The organism is Gracilimonas qinghaiensis (genome assembly GCF_046602855.1).
GTDB lineage: Bacteria > Bacteroidota > Rhodothermia > Balneolales > Balneolaceae > Gracilimonas.
This window is the reverse complement of the sequence record NZ_JBKINJ010000001.1, coordinates 1,061,912-1,080,422: the sequence shown is the minus strand read 5'-3', so window position 1 is coordinate 1,080,422 and position 18,511 is coordinate 1,061,912. Positions and strand designations below refer to the sequence as shown.

At 39.4% G+C, this 18,511-nt stretch carries 18 protein-coding genes; 12 read left to right on the top strand and 6 right to left on the bottom strand.

Annotated elements, in window-relative coordinates; translation table 11 throughout:
- Both rnz and ACKGJO_RS04825 read left to right on the top strand, forming a co-directional pair.
- Complete coding sequence (gene rnz / locus ACKGJO_RS04830) at positions 1–1,260, top strand: ribonuclease Z (RefSeq protein WP_411322269.1); 1,260 nt, start codon at positions 1–3, stop codon at positions 1,258–1,260.
- Positions 1,261–1,272: 12 nt separating this feature from the next.
- Positions 1,273–3,048 (top strand): ABC transporter ATP-binding protein, encoded by a 1,776-nt coding sequence (locus tag ACKGJO_RS04825; protein WP_411322268.1) that lies wholly within the window; start codon positions 1,273–1,275, stop codon positions 3,046–3,048.
- 98 nt (positions 3,049–3,146) lie between these two features.
- Here the strand turns inward: ACKGJO_RS04825 and ACKGJO_RS04820 are convergent, their stop codons facing one another.
- From ACKGJO_RS04820 to ACKGJO_RS04800, 5 genes are all read right to left on the bottom strand, one after another.
- The gene (locus tag ACKGJO_RS04820; protein ID WP_411322267.1) at positions 3,147–3,953 is read right to left on the bottom strand and encodes a DUF4382 domain-containing protein; all 807 of its coding nucleotides are present in this window, start codon (positions 3,951–3,953) and stop codon (positions 3,147–3,149) included.
- 193 nt (positions 3,954–4,146) lie between these two features.
- Positions 4,147–5,040, bottom strand: a complete 894-nt coding sequence (locus ACKGJO_RS04815) for a hypothetical protein (RefSeq protein ID WP_411322266.1) — start codon at positions 5,038–5,040, stop codon at positions 4,147–4,149.
- 15 nt (positions 5,041–5,055) lie between these two features.
- The gene (locus tag ACKGJO_RS04810) at positions 5,056–6,321 is read right to left on the bottom strand and encodes a glycogen-binding domain-containing protein (protein WP_411322265.1); all 1,266 of its coding nucleotides are present in this window, start codon (positions 6,319–6,321) and stop codon (positions 5,056–5,058) included.
- Positions 6,318–7,034, bottom strand: coding sequence for a hypothetical protein (locus ACKGJO_RS04805; protein ID WP_411322264.1), 717 nt, complete (start codon positions 7,032–7,034; stop codon positions 6,318–6,320). The genes ACKGJO_RS04810 and ACKGJO_RS04805 overlap by 4 nt, the downstream gene beginning before the upstream one ends.
- A 7-nt stretch (positions 7,035–7,041) precedes the next feature.
- A complete protein-coding gene (locus ACKGJO_RS04800; protein ID WP_411322263.1) occupies positions 7,042–7,605 on the bottom strand; it encodes an RNA polymerase sigma factor in 564 nt (187 codons plus the stop codon).
- A gap of 243 nt (positions 7,606–7,848) precedes the next feature.
- On the opposite strand from ACKGJO_RS04800, the gene ACKGJO_RS04795 reads away from it, so the two are divergent.
- The 4 genes from ACKGJO_RS04795 to fbp all read left to right on the top strand — a co-directional run bounded on the left by ACKGJO_RS04795 (position 7,849) and on the right by fbp (position 10,973).
- Entirely contained in the window at positions 7,849–8,112 is a 264-nt protein-coding gene (locus ACKGJO_RS04795; protein ID WP_411322262.1) for a hypothetical protein, read from the top strand.
- 20 nt (positions 8,113–8,132) lie between these two features.
- A protein-coding gene (gene prfB / locus ACKGJO_RS04790; protein WP_411322261.1) for a peptide chain release factor 2 occupies positions 8,133–9,243 on the top strand; the annotation gives its coding sequence in 2 pieces (ribosomal slippage) (positions 8,133–8,198 and positions 8,200–9,243; 1,110 coding nt in all).
- A 21-nt stretch (positions 9,244–9,264) separates the two neighbouring features.
- Positions 9,265–9,870: a dephospho-CoA kinase gene (gene coaE / locus ACKGJO_RS04785; RefSeq protein WP_411322260.1), complete on the top strand. Its 606-nt coding sequence runs from the start codon at positions 9,265–9,267 to the stop codon at positions 9,868–9,870.
- A gap of 74 nt (positions 9,871–9,944) precedes the next feature.
- The gene (fbp, locus tag ACKGJO_RS04780) at positions 9,945–10,973 is read left to right on the top strand and encodes a class 1 fructose-bisphosphatase (protein WP_411322259.1); all 1,029 of its coding nucleotides are present in this window, start codon (positions 9,945–9,947) and stop codon (positions 10,971–10,973) included.
- A gap of 15 nt (positions 10,974–10,988) precedes the next feature.
- On the opposite strand, the gene ACKGJO_RS04775 is transcribed toward fbp, so the two are convergent.
- Positions 10,989–11,483: a DUF192 domain-containing protein gene (locus tag ACKGJO_RS04775; protein ID WP_411322258.1), complete on the bottom strand. Its 495-nt coding sequence runs from the start codon at positions 11,481–11,483 to the stop codon at positions 10,989–10,991.
- Positions 11,484–11,665: 182 nt separating this feature from the next.
- On the opposite strand from ACKGJO_RS04775, the gene ACKGJO_RS04770 reads away from it, so the two are divergent.
- The 6 genes from ACKGJO_RS04770 (at position 11,666) to ACKGJO_RS04745 (ending at position 18,479) form a co-directional block, all read left to right on the top strand.
- Positions 11,666–12,130: a ribosome maturation factor RimP gene (locus ACKGJO_RS04770; protein ID WP_411322257.1), complete on the top strand. Its 465-nt coding sequence runs from the start codon at positions 11,666–11,668 to the stop codon at positions 12,128–12,130.
- Positions 12,131–12,143: 13 nt separating this feature from the next.
- On the top strand, positions 12,144–13,400 hold the full coding sequence (gene nusA / locus ACKGJO_RS04765; RefSeq protein ID WP_411322256.1) for a transcription termination factor NusA: 1,257 nt from the start codon (positions 12,144–12,146) through the stop codon (positions 13,398–13,400).
- A 57-nt stretch (positions 13,401–13,457) separates the two neighbouring features.
- The gene (infB, locus tag ACKGJO_RS04760; RefSeq protein ID WP_411322255.1) at positions 13,458–16,331 is read left to right on the top strand and encodes a translation initiation factor IF-2; all 2,874 of its coding nucleotides are present in this window, start codon (positions 13,458–13,460) and stop codon (positions 16,329–16,331) included.
- A gap of 88 nt (positions 16,332–16,419) precedes the next feature.
- Positions 16,420–16,794, top strand: a complete 375-nt coding sequence (gene rbfA, locus ACKGJO_RS04755; protein WP_411322254.1) for a 30S ribosome-binding factor RbfA — start codon at positions 16,420–16,422, stop codon at positions 16,792–16,794.
- The gene (gene truB, locus ACKGJO_RS04750) at positions 16,795–17,538 is read left to right on the top strand and encodes a tRNA pseudouridine(55) synthase TruB (RefSeq protein WP_411322253.1); all 744 of its coding nucleotides are present in this window, start codon (positions 16,795–16,797) and stop codon (positions 17,536–17,538) included. It begins immediately after the preceding gene.
- Positions 17,526–18,479, top strand: coding sequence for a bifunctional riboflavin kinase/FAD synthetase (locus ACKGJO_RS04745; protein ID WP_411322252.1), 954 nt, complete (start codon positions 17,526–17,528; stop codon positions 18,477–18,479). The genes truB and ACKGJO_RS04745 overlap by 13 nt, the downstream gene beginning before the upstream one ends.
- The last annotated feature ends 32 nt before the right edge of the window (positions 18,480–18,511 follow it).

Genomic DNA, 18,511 nt, shown 5'->3' with positions numbered 1-18,511 from the left:
ATGATTGTAGTACCATTAGGAGTAGCGTCGGCGACCCCAACAGCCATAAGACATTTACCATCAGTTGCATTATGGAGAGAAGGCAGTGTCTTTCTTTTCGATTGTGGCGAAAATGCACAAATGCGCATGTTGCAAGCGGGAATCAAGAGGTCAAAAATAGAAGGTATTTTTATCACTCACTTTGATGTAGATCATTATTCTGGCCTTCTTGGATTATTGGCTACCCTGCAATTACAACGCCGCGAAAAACCATTGACCATAACAGGTCCGGTTGGCATTAAGGACTTTGTTGAGTGGAATCTGAAATTTGCGGATATACAGCCAAATTATGATATCAATTATCATGAGATCAAAGATGATATTGATGTAGATCGTGTCATGGATTCTGACGAATATTATGTGGAAGCCCGTCCATTGAAGCACAATAAATTTTGTGTTGGATATCGCTTTCAGGAAAAAGACAAACCCGGTAAAGTTGATGCTGACAAAGCTGAAAAAATGGGTATTTCCCAAGATCAACAGTATAAAGATCTTAAAGCCGGTAACGATGTTACTTTAGATGACGGTTCAGTTATTAAGTCATCTGATATTGTTGGTCATCCTCGTCCCGGTGATAGTTTTGCCTATGTGACTGATACCGAATACACGCCTAATGCTGTTAAACTGGCGATGAATACCAATATCCTTTATCATGAAGCAACCTTTGGTAATGATCTTAGTGACAAAGCCGGAGAAACGGGGCACTCGTCCACTTCTGATGCTGCACGTGTGGCAACTGAAGCACAGACAAAATTATTGGTTATAGGTCACTTTTCAGCCAGGTACACCAACGCACATGATCTTCTGAAAGAAGCTCGTGAAGGGTTTTACCCGGCATGGCTGGCAAATGAGCTTCGCCCAATTTTTACGGATCCAATGCACGAAAGAGGGATTATCACTCCAAAAGTTGAGATCACCGAATTGGATGATAAATCCGGAGGAAAGAATTATAAGGGAAAGAAAAACCACAAAGGCAGTAAGAAGAAATTCCGTTCCAGAAAAGGTGGACCAAACAAAGGGAAAAGTAATTACAGAGGTAGCAGAAGCGGCAGTTCAAGTCGTTCTGACAGCCGTAATAGCAAAAATTACAAACGTAAGACGTACGGAAGCAGCACCTATAGTTCCAAAATAAAGGATAAAAAAGATGATTCGGATTCCGAGTCATCTCACCGTAATATTACTCCAAGATCATCTTACGATGATGATTTTGATAGATTTTAATGAATTAAATAAGTGAGCAAGACTAAAGATTCTAAGGCCGTCGATACCACTCTGATTCGGCGGCTTTATTTTTTTCTAAAACCGTATAAGTGGTTTATTCTGTTGGCCATTGTGCTAACTTTATCTGCCTCTTATTTAGGTACGATCCGGCCAAAGCTGACTCAGATCGCAGTAGATGAGTATATTGCAACTGATGACTTTGAAGGTCTTTGGTGGATCATCACCTTACTTGCAGGAGCCTTACTGGGTGAGTTCATCCTTTTGGTCTTCAATACCTACATCACTCGATGGTTTGGGCAGAACGCTCTTTACTCTTTGAGGAACACGGTCTTTAAAAAGATCCAGACACTGAATGTCCAATATTTTGACAAGAACCCGATCGGAAAACTGATCACCAGAACCACCAGTGATATTGAAGCACTAAGTGAATTATTATCCGATGGTGTGGTCGCTATTATTGGGGATATGTTCAGGATCATATTTATCCTTTACTTTATGTTCAGCATGAACTGGGAATTGAGTTTGGTCACATTGACGGTTTTGCCTATTCTCTTCTATGCCACATTCTGGTTCAAGGCAAAGGTCCGCGTTACTTTCCTGGAGGTAAGGGATAAGATAGCACAGCTAAACTCTTTCATTCAGGAGCACATCAATGGGATAGATGTCGTTCAATTATTCAACAGAGAGAAAAAGCAACGTAAAAAATTTGAGAAGATCAACGCCGGTCACAGGGATGCCTACATTGATACTATTTTCTATTTTGCAATTTTCTGGCCTATCGTGGAAATAACAGCAAGTCTGGCCATGGCCTTAATAGTTTGGTATGGGGGCGCAAGAGCACTAATGGATGGTGTGACATTTGGTGTATTGTTGGCATTCATCCAATATGCCCGACAGTTCTTTCGCCCGATTCAAGGTTTATCTGAGAAATTCAATACACTGCAGTCAGCTTTGGCTTCATCAGAACGAATATTTGGTGTACTTGACACAGATACTGAAGTTGTTCAAACAGATAATCCAAAAACTATCAAGGATCCAAAAGGAAAGATCGAGTTTCAAAATGTATGGTTCAAATACAATGAGGGTGAAGACTATGTTCTCAAAGATATTTCATTTACAGCTGAACCTGGTGAAGATATTGCAATTGTAGGAGCTACAGGAGCCGGTAAGACAACCATCATCAATCTACTGATGAGGTTCTATGATATTGAAAAAGGCAGCATCAAAATTGACGGTGTTGACATCAGAGATCTGACCCTAAAAGACCTGCGTTCTCATTTTGGATTAGTACTTCAGGATAACGCTCTTTTTTCAGGTTCTATACTAGACAATATTACACTTGGCCACCCTGATATTGACCGCGAACAAGTAATTGATGCAGCTCATAAAGTAGAAGCTCACCGATTTATCGAGAAATTATCCGGCAGCTATGATTATGTTTTAACGGAACGGGGAGCTTCACTTTCAATGGGACAACGACAGCTTATCTGTTTTGTACGGGCTTTGGTTTACAATCCGGAGATCCTGGTACTTGACGAGGCCACATCAAGCGTTGACTCTGAAACGGAGGCGTTAGTTACAGAATCTAGTCGATTGATGATGCAAGGTAGAACCTCCATTGTGGTTGCTCACCGCCTCTCAACTATTCAGCACGTGGATAAGATTCTGGTAATGCATAAAGGGGTTATTCGCGAGGTTGGCAGCCATCAGGAATTAATTGAGAAAGACGAGGGTATTTATAAAAAACTTTATGAGTTACAATACAAAGATCAGCTTGTATTGGATTAAGCTTAAACTCTAATATTTTGTGATTATCATCCATAAAAAAAGCCTGCAATTTATTGCAGGCTTTGATTCAGGTTTACTAACTAAACTAGATTTTAATATTAGTTTTGTTCCAGTAATATTGTTCCTATGTCAGTTGTTTCATCAACTATTACTGTTACCCCTAATTCATCTTTAGCACTGTAATTTGTATTTGTAGGATCAACAGATACAGTATAACTACCTTCTTCAAGTCCTATTAAGCGAAAGTTCCCACTTGTTGTGTCAGCAAAAGTTGAAGATAATGTGTCGCCATTAGCAATTGCGTAAACAACTGGTTTTGCATCTGCCGGGCTTACTATACCTTCAATATTACCTGTTATTGCTTGGTTAGTTGCTTTTATAACTGGTTTGAGTATGTAGTTTTCACCGGAGACTTCAGTTCCAGTTACTACAACAGATCTGCTTGCATCAAAATCAAGAAGCATAGTGTAAGTTATGTCAGGTTGAATTTCTGCATTAACATTTAATTTGATACCGGTTTGAGCTCCACTTGGTATAAACATGTCATGTACTTCACCGTTTGTTACAACACTATGTCCATCTCTGCTTAGAATTAGACGAATTTGCTGATAAGTGCCCGGTTCTAATTCTACTTCTCCTAATGGTTCAAGTACGCCATTGGTAAGTTCTAAGAGATCAAAAGATTGTTCTGGAGTACTTACTGTTACCCAGCCTTCATCACCTGTACTATTATTAACTTCTACGCTTTCTATAAATACATTTACCTCATCGTAATGAGCAGGTGCATCGTGAAGAAGAACCTGAAAAGTACCGGTTCGACTATCGGATTGAGTTCCACAACCAATGAACAGGAATGTGGTGAAAACAAGTGCTGTTATTGTTTTAAACATTTTTGGGTAAAACATAATATTTGATGTTTTGAGTTTTGTTATTAAGTGTCTTTACTAATACGACGACGAACTTTGGATTTGGTTACTGAATTAAATCATTTTCTTTATAAAGAAAGAAGAGTGATACAGATGGGATAAAAAAACATTTCTGAAGAGCCTGAAACGGTAGGAAAGGTAGGCAGATAAGTTAAATAAGTTGTTTGGGAAATTAACTGCCGCCTTGATTATTCCCACTTCCAGCATTCACCGGCCTTCCGGGTAAACCTGAAGGAGGTCCGGCCAGAATTTTACCGTCAAATAATCCTTGAAGTATTTCAGATGCTGGTGCCCCAGTTTTTATTCGTTCTAATATGCCATTTACAACACTTCCGGCTGGTATTTGGCCTCTGCTTTGTGCTATTCTCATTGCAGAAGGTAATTTTTGTAAATCAGCTGAATCAAATCTACCCTTAAGTGAACGAATTATAAGCTCACCAGATAGTTTTTGATTTTCGGCACTTGTTGGCAGATCAGGGAGAATCGTTATTGAAGTAACCACTTCATTTCTACTGATATTTGAAAGAAGATCCTGATTTCCTAACTCATTCAGGAACCCACTGAGTACATTTTTAGAAAAGCCCTGATTCAATGCTCTTGCGGAGCTTTTAAGTAAGTCGTTTCTGAAAGTTTGTGCTGATTCCGAGCCTGATTCACCAGCCAGATTTTTTACTGCGGGCTTTTGCATCCACCTATCGATTATAGGTGCTGCATTTTGAGTTGAGGTTTGTAACCCTTTCAAAACATTTGATAATACATTTACAGGAACACCTTTGGCTAATCCTTCAGATGTCTTTTGAAGGATCATGTCGAATGGAAGGTTATCTTGTGCAAGGGTAACGGCAGGTTCAAGTATTTGAGCAAGCTGATCATTATTAATACCATTTTCATGAGCTCGTTCTTGCAGCTTAGAGATATGTGAGGCATCGATCCCTAAATCAGCAGATTTCTGGTGTAGTATAGAAATCGAATTTTCTTGAGCAAAAAGAGACAGAGGAAATGACAGTATTAAGCTGAATAGAGCAAGCTTAGCCATTTTCTTTGATATGTATTTAAGTATTTTCATGATATTATCAGTTTCTTAGTCAACAATTTTTAGAGCATTGACACCACCAAAGCTGTCATTTACTGTTGATATGTCATTTGAAAATTTAAGCCATTTTTCTTCATTACCGTTTTTGACCAGAATCCTGTACTCATATATACCGGGATCGAGCTTCAACGTGGTAACGTATTTATTTCTTTTAGTTTTTCTGAGTGGGATACCTGGTCTTTCCCAATCATTAAAATCCCCAATAACATATAGGTTACCTTCACCCCGGTATTTTATACTAATGAGATACTCTCCATCCTTTAAATTCCACTTAGGTTCTACTATATTTTTTTGTGGTGAATTTAAATTAGGTGCGAACGACAATCTGAATCCGCCTGAAATTTGAATATCTGTAATTCCCGTTTCGAGTGAACTGGATTGATACAATAACCGGTCAGCAGAAACAAAAGCAGAGATATTCTTTGAGACCGGGTAAGTACCTTCAAATTTGAGCCGCCAAATCTGATCATCAATAGATTGTGTTTCAGAAGTTGTTCCACCCGGTGGGGTGAATGGCCCCCCAGGACCACTTCCGCCATCAATTATAGTAGTGTATTCAGTGCTATAATTGATGAACTGTATCTCGGAGCTTAATTTGATCCCGTTTAAAAAAGAATGTCCCAGAGACAGCGAAGTAGAAAGACCATTTTGTGGTGAACTTAAATTATCCAAATTGCCATAGATGCCTGCTTTTAACTGCCATCGAAAATTGAACCACCTTTCAAATTCAAGACTGTAGGAATTAAATCGATTTTTGACATCAGGTCTATCTTGTAGGTTTACATAATCCGTGAAATTTGATCCTATCTTAAAGTTAAAAGAGGTATAACTAGAGGGAAACCAGGTAACGTAAGGTTGAACCCAGCTAAGGTTCCTTTTGAAATCAGACTGGAAAGCAGTGGTGCCAATAATCAATCCTGCGTTAAAGTTTTGATTAATATCGTACAGATATTTTCCATAGGCTAAATAACCGTGCCATGTTGGTTGTTCTGATAAAAATGGTTGGTATACATAACCACCGTTTAATTCAAACTTATGTTTATTTTTATCCCAAAAAAGCTGACCAAATGTGGAGTTTAAACCATAACCGGAATCATAAGTTCGATTCCACTCAGAGAAAAAAGGATTCAGATAGGTATTTGTGGAATACCCTACTCTAAACTCAGATGTTATAGTAGTCTGAACATCTTGTGAGTTAGATGAAATTGGCAATATGGAGCCTATCATTAGCATAATTACAAATTTGAACCTCATAGGTAGATTACTGCATTTTTATTTCCAAAGCCGTCATCTTCATACATATTTGCTAGGGGATCAGTTACCCACTTTTCTCCGTTCACTACAAACATATATTTATTCTCACCACGTGGCATAGAAAAAAAGCCGGTCCAGACATCCTTACCATTTACCTGCTGTTCGCTAAGCTGATAAGGTTCCCAATCATTGAAATCTCCGGCAATGGCTATTTTGTCAGCATTTTCATCAACATATATAAACCTGACCCAAACTAATTCTTTTTTTTCGGCAACAGTTTGTGTTGTAGCCATATCATTGCTTTGAACGATGGTTCTTGCATCTGTTTGTGACAGATATAGTGAAAGTGCTGGGATAAGAATTACCAAAGTAACTGCAAAAGTTATAAGTGCCGGACTGAGTTGATAACTTCGTGGGGTAAAAATAGACTGAAGCCAGATAAAGAAGTCGGTCATGAGGGGTGTTTTTTCTGCCTGTTCTTCTAGTTTTTCCAACTGATCAATTTTAATCATTACTTTATCAGAAAAACTATCAGGTACTTCAAATGATTTATGATCGAAGGACGGATCGGCAAATGATTGTCTTATAAACAATTCAAACTGCAGTGATGCTCTTAATTCGGCATCGTCGGCTATAGAATGTAAAGCATCTTTCTGTTCAGAAGCCGATAATTCATTGTCCAGAAATTTTCTAAGTAGTTCTTGATTACCCATAACTCTGTTACATTTTATGTTTCATGAATTCTCTTAACTCAGCCCTAGCCCTGTGAACTCTTTGTTTCAGTGCATTAACACTTACATCCAATTGGTTTGACATTTCTTTATAAGAGAGTCCATCATTGTATTTCATTAAAAATGCCTTCGCATAATCCGAAGTTATGTTTTGCAATGCGTCATACAATATGAAATTGATTTCTTTAGTTTCCATCTCATAATCCGGAGAAATAGAATGCATTGTTAAATTTTCAATCTCATAAGATTCCATTTCACTGAAATTTTTATTATCTCTGCGAACGTTTTTCATATAATCACGACAATGGTTCATGCTTATCACATAGAGCCATGATGAAAATTTAGACCGCCTGTTAAAAGATTCAAGTCGCTCATAGGTTTTGACAAAGATTTGCTGTGCCAATTCTTCAACAAGCTCATCATCTTTTACAAATTTACGAACAACATGAAATACCATCGGCGCATAACTGTCAACCAGTTCTGAATACCTGCTACGCTCACCGGCGATAATATTATCAATAATTTGATTATCCGAATTCTCGTTATTCTGCATTAAGCTTTGTCATAGTCGTAAAGTCGATTATACTTATAACATACTTAAAGTTTTTAACTCCTTTATCAATATGACGACTCAGTTACAGTTTGGTTACTTATAATTTTTAAATTTGACATAAGGTGCAGAAATATTGACCTATACCCAGAGAAAAGCGTTCTTTATATATTTAAATGTTTGGAAAGACTTCAAACTTTAACAGTTAAATTTGTATTTTCAAGTAACTCAAAAATAGGAGGAGTAATGGCTGCAACTAAGAAGAATTCCAAAGCGAAACAAGATATCGAAGAAACTATCAACGATACAACTGAAGCTCTTCAAGACAAAGCTGAAGAAACATATGATGCTTTGCTAAACAGGCTTAAGTATGAGCGTGATGGTTTGGAAAGAGAACTTAAGCACGAGTATAGAAATGCCCGGCGATACATAAGAAAACACCCTGAACAAGGTCTTGGTGTTGCTTTTGTAGCCGGTTTGGTACTCGGTGCACTGCTTACTCGCAGATAATAATTGATTTAATATAACAGATGGCAATAAATACAGATCGCTTGAATGAACTCTATGAGCGTATTGATGCGCTTAGGGGGTATCTTTGACTACGACAAACGAAAAGTCAGAATCATAGAACTTACTGAACAAACACAAGATCCTGAATTTTGGAATGATCCATCAAAGGCTCAATCCATAATGAAAGAACTTGATCATGAAAAAAGTCTTGTTGAAGGCTGGGATAAACTTGATGAACTAAGAGAGAGTATCAACGTATTTCTTGAATTTCAGGAAATGGGTGAGGATGTGGAAAGTGATCTGAATACGGAGTATAAAAAACTGGAGAAAGCTTTAGAGCAAATGGAACTCCGGAACATGCTTAGTGGACCTGACGATCACAGAGATGCCATCGTTAATTTTAATCCTGGAGCCGGAGGGACTGAAAGCCAGGATTGGGCTCAGATGCTTTACCGAATGCATACTCGTTGGGCTGATAAAGCGGGATTTAAGGTTTCTGTAGTTGATTATCAGGATGGAGATGTTGCAGGACTTAAAAGTGCAACCATCGAGGTTTCAGGAGATAATGCTTACGGATTTTTAAAAGCTGAAAGCGGAGTGCATCGTTTAGTCAGGGTATCACCGTTCGACAGTAACGCGAGAAGGCATACATCATTTTGTTCGGTTTTCGTAGCTCCTTTAATTGATGATACTATTGAAGTAGATATAAACGAGAGCGAAGTTGAACTACAACGATTTCATTCAAGTGGGGCCGGTGGTCAGAATGTGAATAAAGTCGAAACCGGTGTTCGTTTGATCTGGGAAGGCGAGCTTTCCGATGGCCGTACTGAACGAGTGGTTGCAGAATGTCAGCAAGAGCGGTCTCAGTTACAAAACCGTGAAAAAGCAATGGTTTTGTTAAAATCGCGAATATATGAACTTGAGAAAGAAATCCGGGAAGCTGAAAAAGCCAAACTTGAGGGATCAAAGAGTAAGAATGAATGGGGTTCACAGATCAGAAGCTATGTATTTGATGATCAGCGCGTTAAAGATCACCGTACCAATTATGAGACGAGTGATGTGGATGGAGTGATGGACGGCGATCTGGACGAATTTATAAAGGCCTATCTTCTTCAGGAAGTCGAAAGTTAACGGATCTTAAAAACTGATATCATGATCAAAGTTGGAATAACAGGTGGTATCGGTTCAGGAAAAACAACTTTTTGCAGAGAGTGGGAAAAACTTGGTGCTTATATTCTCTATGCTGATGACTTTGCTAAAGAACTAATGTTAAAAAATGAGACTCTCAAGAAGGAGATCAAACAAAAATTCGGGGATAAAGCATATTTAGAAAACGGGGAGCTTAACAGGGCTTTTCTTGCTCAGGAAGCATTTGAGAAAGGCAGGGTGTCTGAACTAAATAACCTGGTACATCCTGTTTTATGGGAGGAAACCGATAAACTTGCGGCTCGGAAAGAGAAAGAAGGGTTTGATATTTTTGCCAAAGAGGCTGCAATATTGCTAAATAATGGCAGGCCTAAAGGTCTTGATTACGTAATTCTGATACTAGCAGATGAAAGTGTCAGAGTGGATAGAACTTCTAAAAGAGATGATACTGCGCAAAAAGCCGTCACTGATAGGATCAGTAAACAACCTGATTATGAAAATCTGACCCATTTGGCAGATTTTATCGTATACAATGATGGACCTTTAGAGGAACTTAAGCTGAAGGCTCAAACTATCTTTAAGGAGCTGAAAGAGTTAGCTCTGAATGATTAAGATTTCTTAGAAGATTTTGTGAGAAAAACATCCTTATATTTGTAGAAAAGCGCTTCCAAAAATTAAAATGATCCATGGACAGTTCTAAAAGTAAAAGGCTTGAAACCTTAGAAGAATACATTATTCAATCGCAAAACAGGTTTCCGGGTGCTACCGGTGAATTATCTCAGTTGCTAAGGGATATCAGCTTGGCAGCCAAGATCATATCCCGTGAGGTCAACAAAGCGGGAATTACGAATATTCTTGGTGTAGATGGATCTACGAACATACATGGTGAAGCTGTTAAAAAACTGGACCTTTTTGCTGATCAACAATTGATATCGGCCTTAGACCGGTCACTTATTACCTGTATGGTTATTTCAGAAGAGAATGACGGCATTGTCAAACTCAGCAGCCAAGGCGGTAAATACATCGTATATCTTGACCCTTTGGACGGCTCATCAAATATTGATGTGAATGTGTCGATTGGAAGCATTTTTTCGATCTATATGAGAGAAGCCAGGTTTAATGGCAATCTGAAGGAAGACGATGCACTTCAACCTGGCATTAAACAGGTAGCGGCCGGATATGTATTATACGGTTCCAGTACTATTTTGGCATACACGACAGGCTTGGGAGTGTCTGTGTTTACTCTAGATCCAAGTATCGGTGAGTTTATTTTAAGTGACCGAAGTATAAAGATGCCGGATCATGGTGCTATCTACAGCATTAATGAAGGCAGTTATAACTCATGGGATCTGGGACTCAAAAAATACATCAAGTATTGTCAAGAACAGGATCCTGATACCGGGAGGCCTTACACTGCAAGGTATATTGGGTCAATGGTGGCAGACATTCATCGCACACTTATCAAAGGGGGGATATTTATTTATCCGCACAGCAGTAAGTACCCAAATGGAAAACTGAGACTGATGTATGAATGTAATCCACTTAGTTTTATCATAGAACAAGCCGGTGGTAAGGCAACAGACGGCTCAAAACGGATCATGGAAATAGAACCTGATGCCATTCATCAGCAGACACCGGTCTACATAGGTTCAAAAGATAATGTTGAAAAGGTTACTGAGTTTCTCGAGACCTATAAAAAAATTGAACAAGTCTAATCTAATACAGATCTGTCAAAACCTGATCTTGTGTCCCTCTCTTATGTCATTAGAGATGGCATAACCACCGTTTGTTTCTACAACAAATTTGGCCGGTGCTTCCGATAAAAGCTGTTTACTGTTAAAAGGTGCCGTGTTATGATGAATACGAACAATAACACTATCTGAATTCACAAACATGATATCGAGAGGGAGAGGGGTGTTGGCCATATAAAAACTTAGAGGCTCTTCTTCAGGAAATATAAATAACATTCCTGCATCACTTGGCAGTTCATTTACATCCATCAAGCCCTGATTTCTTTTTTCCTGATCATCAGCAACAGCAACCCGTATAGTTGATATTTTATTATCAGATGAATTCAGAAAGGTTACATTTTCAGTGAAATTCAGTGATCTTCCTGCTTTTTTCTCTGCATTCTCTTCTTTTTCTGATGTGCATGATACTCCGAATAATAGAGTCAGTGAGATTATTACAATTGAGGTGATAGTTGCATTCATAGGTAATTTCATTCTTTTAACCGTTGACTTCATTTGAGTAAGAGTTTATAAATTAGATTAAAAGAGAATCATAATAAAATGATTATATTCTCATTCTCGTTGATTCATTGAAATTTAGGCGAAATAAGCCTAACTTAGGAGAGCAGTGAGCGTCGGAAGGCACTCGCTTTTTTTTGTTTCAGAATTTATTGAAAATGCAGATAGATATCATTAAAAATATTAAAGACTTAGCTGAACCTCTTGCAGAGGAGAAGGGTCTTTTTGTAGTAGATGTTGAGCTTAAAACCGGTAGCGGTCTGGCAGAACTTTGGGTTCTTCTTGACAACGAAGAAGGTGGAGTTAACATAGATACATGCACTGATATCAGTAAGGAACTCGGATTTTTAATCGAAGCCCATGACCTTTTTGATAAAGGCTATCGGCTGAATGTTTCTTCACCCGGCTTAAGCAGACCATTAAGTGATAAACGTCAGTACAGGAAAAACGAAGGACGAGTCGCTACTATTAAGTTCAAAAACAAAGAGGGCGAGTACACAAAAATTGAAGGTGTTATAACTGGCATCACGGATGAAGCGGTTGCCATAACGGATGAAGATGAAACTGAAAAAAAGATTCCGTTTGATGCCATAGTTGAAACCAAAATTATCCCCGTAATTTAATCTTACAAGACTAATGCAGAACGAATTATCAAAACAGATCATCTCCTCATTTGCAGAGATCGCTCATGAGAAGGGCATTGACAAGGATATGTTACTCTCCATCCTGGAAGATGTTTTTAGAACGATGATCAGAAAAAAATACGAGTCTGATGATGCATTCGAGGTTATCCTGAATGCTGACCGGGGAGAAATACAAATTCTTCATGTTCAGGAAGTTGTACCTGCCGATGAGCTTACCGATGCTGTGGCTGAGATCACCTTTGAAGATGCTAAGAAAATTGATCCTGATATTGAGCTTTATGATGAATTGGCTCAGGAAATTCAGATAACAGACTTTGGTCGACGCGCTGTGACAATGGCCAGACAGCAGCTTGCTCAAAGAATTCGTGAGATCGAAAAAGACAATATCTATGAAGATTATACAGATCGCGTAGGAGAGATCATACTCGGTGATGTATATCAGGTACGACAGAATAAGGATATTTTGGTTAATCACAATGGCATTGAACTTTTGCTGCCAAAAAGTGAGCAAATTTATAAAGACAGATATCGCAAAGGGGATACCATACGTGCTGTTGTTTCTGAAGTACGCATGAAAAATGGCAATCCTACGGTTATCATTTCCAGAACTTCAGAGCTTTTTCTTGAAAGGTTATTTGAAAATGAGATCCCTGAAGTGTTTGATGGTATCATTGAATTAGTACGCATCGCACGTGCACCCGGCGATCGTTCAAAAGTTGCAGTACTTTCACACGATGAACGTGTTGACCCTGTTGGTGCTTGTGTTGGTATGAAGGGAATTCGTATTCATGCCATTGTTCGCGAGTTGCAGAATGAGAATATTGATGTTATTAATTTCACCCCTGATAAATTTGAATTTATTAAACGGGCTCTTCAACCTGCTGAAGTATTGAAAGTGGAATTAGATGAAGAGAATAAGCATGCAAATGTATTGGTGCCTGCCGATGAAGTATCAAAAGCTATCGGTAAAGGTGGCGTAAACATCCGCCTTGCTTCAAAACTAGCCGGAGTGGAAATAGATGTTTACCGCGAAGTTGAAGCCGAAGATGATATAGATATCGATGAATTTGCTGTTGATTTCGGTGAAGATGTAATAAATATGCTACACGATATCGGTTGCGATACTGCAAGAGCAGTACTTGAACTGAATGCAGAAGAATTAGTTAGCAGAACGAACGAAGAAATAGATCCAGAGCTTGCTGAGAAAATTATGAGTGTAATTGCGTACGAATTTGAGGACGAGGCTTAAATCGGCAATTCCGAATAAAAATTCTTAGTTTATAAAGCTCACATTTAAAAATTATATATGACGTCTAAAAGACCTAAACCATTATTTAAAGTTGCCTCTGAATTCAACGTAGCCACACAATCAATTGTGGATACTCTGACAGATAATGGGTTTGATGCAACGAATCGTCCAAATTTCAAGGTAACACCTGAGATGTACTCGGTACTTGATCAGGTTTATGGAGACGATAAGGCTAAGAGTGCAGATCACGAAAAAGCCAAAGAGGAGTATGAAAGCCGCAGAAATCAGATGAAAAATCAGCGTAACGACAGTGTTACGATTGATAATGTGCTTGAACCCATCGAAGAAAGTATTGGCTTGGAACCTGAAGATGAAACTCCTGATCTGGAACCCGAAGAGGATTTAACGCCAGAGCCAGAGCCAGAACTTGAGCCTGAGGAAGATGTTGAGGAAGTTGTCGAGTCCAAGTCAGAAGAAGACGATTCTAAAGAAGAAGAAATAGAAACTGAGTCTTCTGATGAAGAATCGTCTGATGATGAGGAAACTACCAAGTCTGAACAGACTGATGAAGAAGATGATGGTGAGAAAAAACCTGATGCCAAAGAATCAGCTGTTAAAGACAAAGATAAAGAAGCTGAGGAAAAAATAGCTGCAACAGCTGAAGATACAGATGAAGAAGAAGACGCTGAAGACGAAGAGGATGAATTAGAGTCTGAAGATGAAGATGAATCCGACTCGGAAGTTGAAAGTGATGAGGAAGAGGTAGAAGATGAAGAGGATGAGGACGACGAAGACGAGGAAGAAACCGAAGAAGAAGTTATCCGTGGGTCTGCCGGTAAACTAAAAGGAACTAAAGTATTAGGCAAGGCGTCATTTACATCTGATATTGCTCAGAGAAAAACTCGCAAGAAGCGTAAGCGAAGAAAGGACAGAAAAGACGACTCATCCAAAAAAGACGACAGCAGTTCTAAGAAGACAAGCAAGAAAAAACGCAAGAAGAAAACTGAGATAGACGAGACTGACGTTGATAAGATGATGCGTGAGACCATGAAGAAGATGCAGTCTTCTAAAACGGTTGGCAGTAAACGCTCAAAACGTCGGCGGGAACGTAAGGAGGAACGCGAGGAGGAACTGCAAAAGCAGCAGGAAATGGAAGAACTCGAATCCGATATTATCGAGACTACCGAGTTCATCACTGCTAACGAATTGGCTGATCTTCTTGATGTAGGTGTAAACGATATTATCTCTGTTTGTATGTCGATCGGTCTGATGATCACGATCAATCAGCGACTGGATGCGGGAACTATTGAACTTGTTGCCGAAGAATTTGGTAAAGAAGTTGAGTTTATTGATGCTGAAGAAATTGATGAAGACCTTACGATTCCAGAAGATGACGAGGAAGATCTTAAACCACGTGCGCCAATCATTACAGTTATGGGTCACGTTGATCACGGTAAAACATCTTTACTTGATTATATCCGTGAAGAAAAAGTGGCAGCCGGTGAGGCCGGTGGTATTACCCAGCACGTTGGTGCTTATCAGGTAGTTCATAATGATAATGAGATAACTTTCCTTGACACCCCTGGTCACGAGGCCTTTACAGCGATGCGTTCTCGTGGTGCCCAGGCTACAGATATTGTGATTCTGGTTGTTGCCGGTGACGACTCAGTTATGCCCCAGACCATTGAGGCTATTAATCATGCCAAGGCAGCCGGTGTACCAATTGTTGTTGCTATCAACAAAATGGATCTTGAGGGTGTTAACCCGGATCGTATTAAAGCTGAGCTGGCAGAACATGATGTGATCGTTGAGGAATACGGTGGTCAAGTTCAATATGCTGAAGTTTCGGCCGAAACGGGTCAGGGAATCGAAGATCTGCTTGAAAAAGTATTGATAGAGTCTGAATTGCTCGAACTTCGGGCAAACCCTGAAAGACGTGCTGATGGCGTTGTACTTGAAGCGCGTTTGGATAAAGGAAAAGGTATTGTAGCCAACGTGTTAGTTCAGGGCGGTACACTAAAAGTTGGAGATCCGTTTGTTGCCGGACCTTGTTTTGGACGTGTCCGTGCTATGGAGAATGATCTTGGAAAACGAGTTCAAGAGGCCGGTCCTTCTACTCCCGTACAGCTGATGGGTTTTGACGATATGCCTCAAGCAGGTGATAAACTGTTAGTAGCTGAGGATGAGAAAATAGCAAAAGAGGTTGCCAGTGAACGGATGCAGATCAGACGTGAGCAAGCAATGCGTAAGAACAAGCATGTGACACTAGATGATATTTCTCGTCGTCTTGCACTTGGTGAAATATCTGAACTTAATGTTATTGTTAAAGCTGATGTGGATGGTTCTATTGAAGCACTTTCCGGTTCACTCCAGAAATTGAGTACCGACGAAGTAGCTGTGAACATCATTCATACAGGAGCCGGTGCTATTTCAGAATCGGATGTGCTCTTAGCATCTGCTTCTGATGCTATTATAATCGGTTTTCAGGTACGACCTACTTCTCAGGCACGAAAATTAGCTGAAGAGGAAGAGATCGACATCAGATTATTTAGCGTGATCTACGATGCGGTAGATGAGGTAAGAGATGCACTTGAGGGTCTTCTTTCACCGGAGATCAAAGAGCAGATGATGGGTGTTGTTGAGGTCCGTGAGATCTTTAAAGTATCCAAAGTTGGTACTATTGCAGGGTGCTACGTAACCGAAGGTAAGATCGAAAGAAATAATCCGATTAGACTCGTTCGTGACGGTGTTGTCATTTATGATGGAGAGATCGATGCATTGAAACGATTTAAGGATGATGTTAGAGAAGTTACTTCCGGTTACGAATGCGGTATAAGTATCAAAGGATACAATGATATTAAAGTAGGTGACAATATCGAAAGTTATAAGATCACTGAACAGAAACGAACACTGGAAGACTCAGCCGGTTAATATATTTTTAATGATTCGGCCATACTGGTTATGAGCCGAATTTTTTTTCATTTCATTCGAATCGAATCACTCACTTAATTATTCAGTAATGGGATTCAGGCCAGAAAGACTAGCTGCAGTTATTAAAAAAGACTTAGGTCATATTATCCAGAAATCCTATCAACCGGATGGCACTTTTGTTACAGTTACCAATGTGATCATGACTGATGATCTGTCTATCGCAAAAGTTTATCTAAGTGTGTTTGCTCCCGGAAGAGATGATAAGCCGGTTTATGAATTTCTGGATGAGAGTATTCCTGAGATCAGGTTTGAACTTGCCTCAAAAATTAAAAATCAGGTTCGAAAGATACCTGAATTGCACTTCTACCAGGATGATACAGCAGAGTATGTGAACAAGATCGAAAAGATCTTCAACAAGATAGACATCCCTGAAGAAGATAAGGACAGTTCTGACTCTGAGTAAATGGCTAAAGTACTTCCTTTAGAAGAAATTCCGGTATTTGGTAGATATAATTTACCCAATAAAGATACTGATCTGGCAGCAGGTGCTATATTTCTTATCGATAAGCCTCTTGAATGGTCAAGCTTTGATGTCGTTAAATTCCTCCGTAAACGTATCAGAGTAAAGAAAACCGGACATGCCGGAACTCTAGATCCTTTAGCTACCGGACTTTTGATCCTATGTTGTGGTAAAGCCACAAAATCTATTTCAATGATACAGGATCTGCCAAAAACATATGTTGCAGAAATTACCTTTGGGAAATCTACCACGACCTACGATTCTGAGGGTGAAGTTGATGAAGAAGCGACGAGTAAACATATTACCCAGGAACTAATACTCAGTAAACTTGAAGCTGAGTTTAAAGGTACTGTAAATCAGGTTCCCCCAATGTACTCCGCTCTTAAATATGGTGGCAAGAAGTTATATGAACTTGCAAGAAAAGGGCAGACCGTTGAAAGAGCCCCAAGGCAAGTTACCTTTCACGAATTTGATATTTTAGGGTTCCGGCCTCCAATATTAACCTTAGTGGTAAAGTGCAGCAAGGGTACTTATATCCGGTCGCTTGCCAGAGACCTTGGTGAAGCCTTAGATTCAAAAGCATACTTAAGTAAACTGGAAAGAACGTCAATCGGGCATTATCTGGTAGAGGATGCTTTGACACCTCACGAAATGGGAGATAGACTTAAGGAGATATGGCTAGACTAATAGAACTTAAAGACATTGATCATGTGCCTAATACGGTATTGACTGTAGGTACCTTTGATGGCGTTCACAGAGGTCACCGGGCACTTATTGATACAGTGGTAAAGAAAGCTGATGAACGTAAAGCGCGCAGCGTCGTTGTTACCTTTGACCCCCATCCAAGAGAGATAATCAATCCCGGTAAAAGCGGTATTCAGATGCTTACATCGCTTAAAGAAAGGTGTGAATTACTTGAAGATATAGGTGTGGATATATTGTTGGTCATACCCTTTGACCGGGATTTCTCGTTGCTCACCTCAGAAGAATTTGTTCGCGATATCATACACGAGAAGGTCGGTGTTTCTGAATTTGTTATAGGATACGACCATCAGTTTGGAAGGGATCGGAAAGGCACTATTGAAACCATCGAAAGACTTGGTAAAGAACTTGGATTTGATTCACATGTGGTTTCCAAGCACGAAATGGGAGATGTAACGATCAGCAGTACCCTAATACGAAAGACATTATCCGAAGAAGGGAATGTTAAAAAAGCCGCTGAATATCTGAACCGTCGTTATCTGCTAAACGGAATAGTGGCACACGGAGACAAAAGAGGAAAGCCTATAGGATTCCCAACAGCAAACCTCAAACCTGAGCACGAGAATAAGGTTATTCCTAAAAATGGAGTATATGCTGTGAAAGTCAGAGTTAGCGATAAGTGGTATGGAGGAATGATGAATATTGGTGTCAGACCAACCTTTGAAGGCCAGAAACAAACGCTAGAAGTGCATATTTTTAATTTTGAGAAAGATATTTACGGGCAGACCATACAGGTTAGATTTATTGACAGAATTCGTGATGAAATGAAATTTAATGGAGTTGATGAGTTAAAAGATCAATTGAACAGGGATAAGGATAATAGTTTGGAGTTGATAGGTCAATTGAATGAATTCCCTCATAATTAATAAGGAGTAGCATTGTCCATTACGGTAAAAAC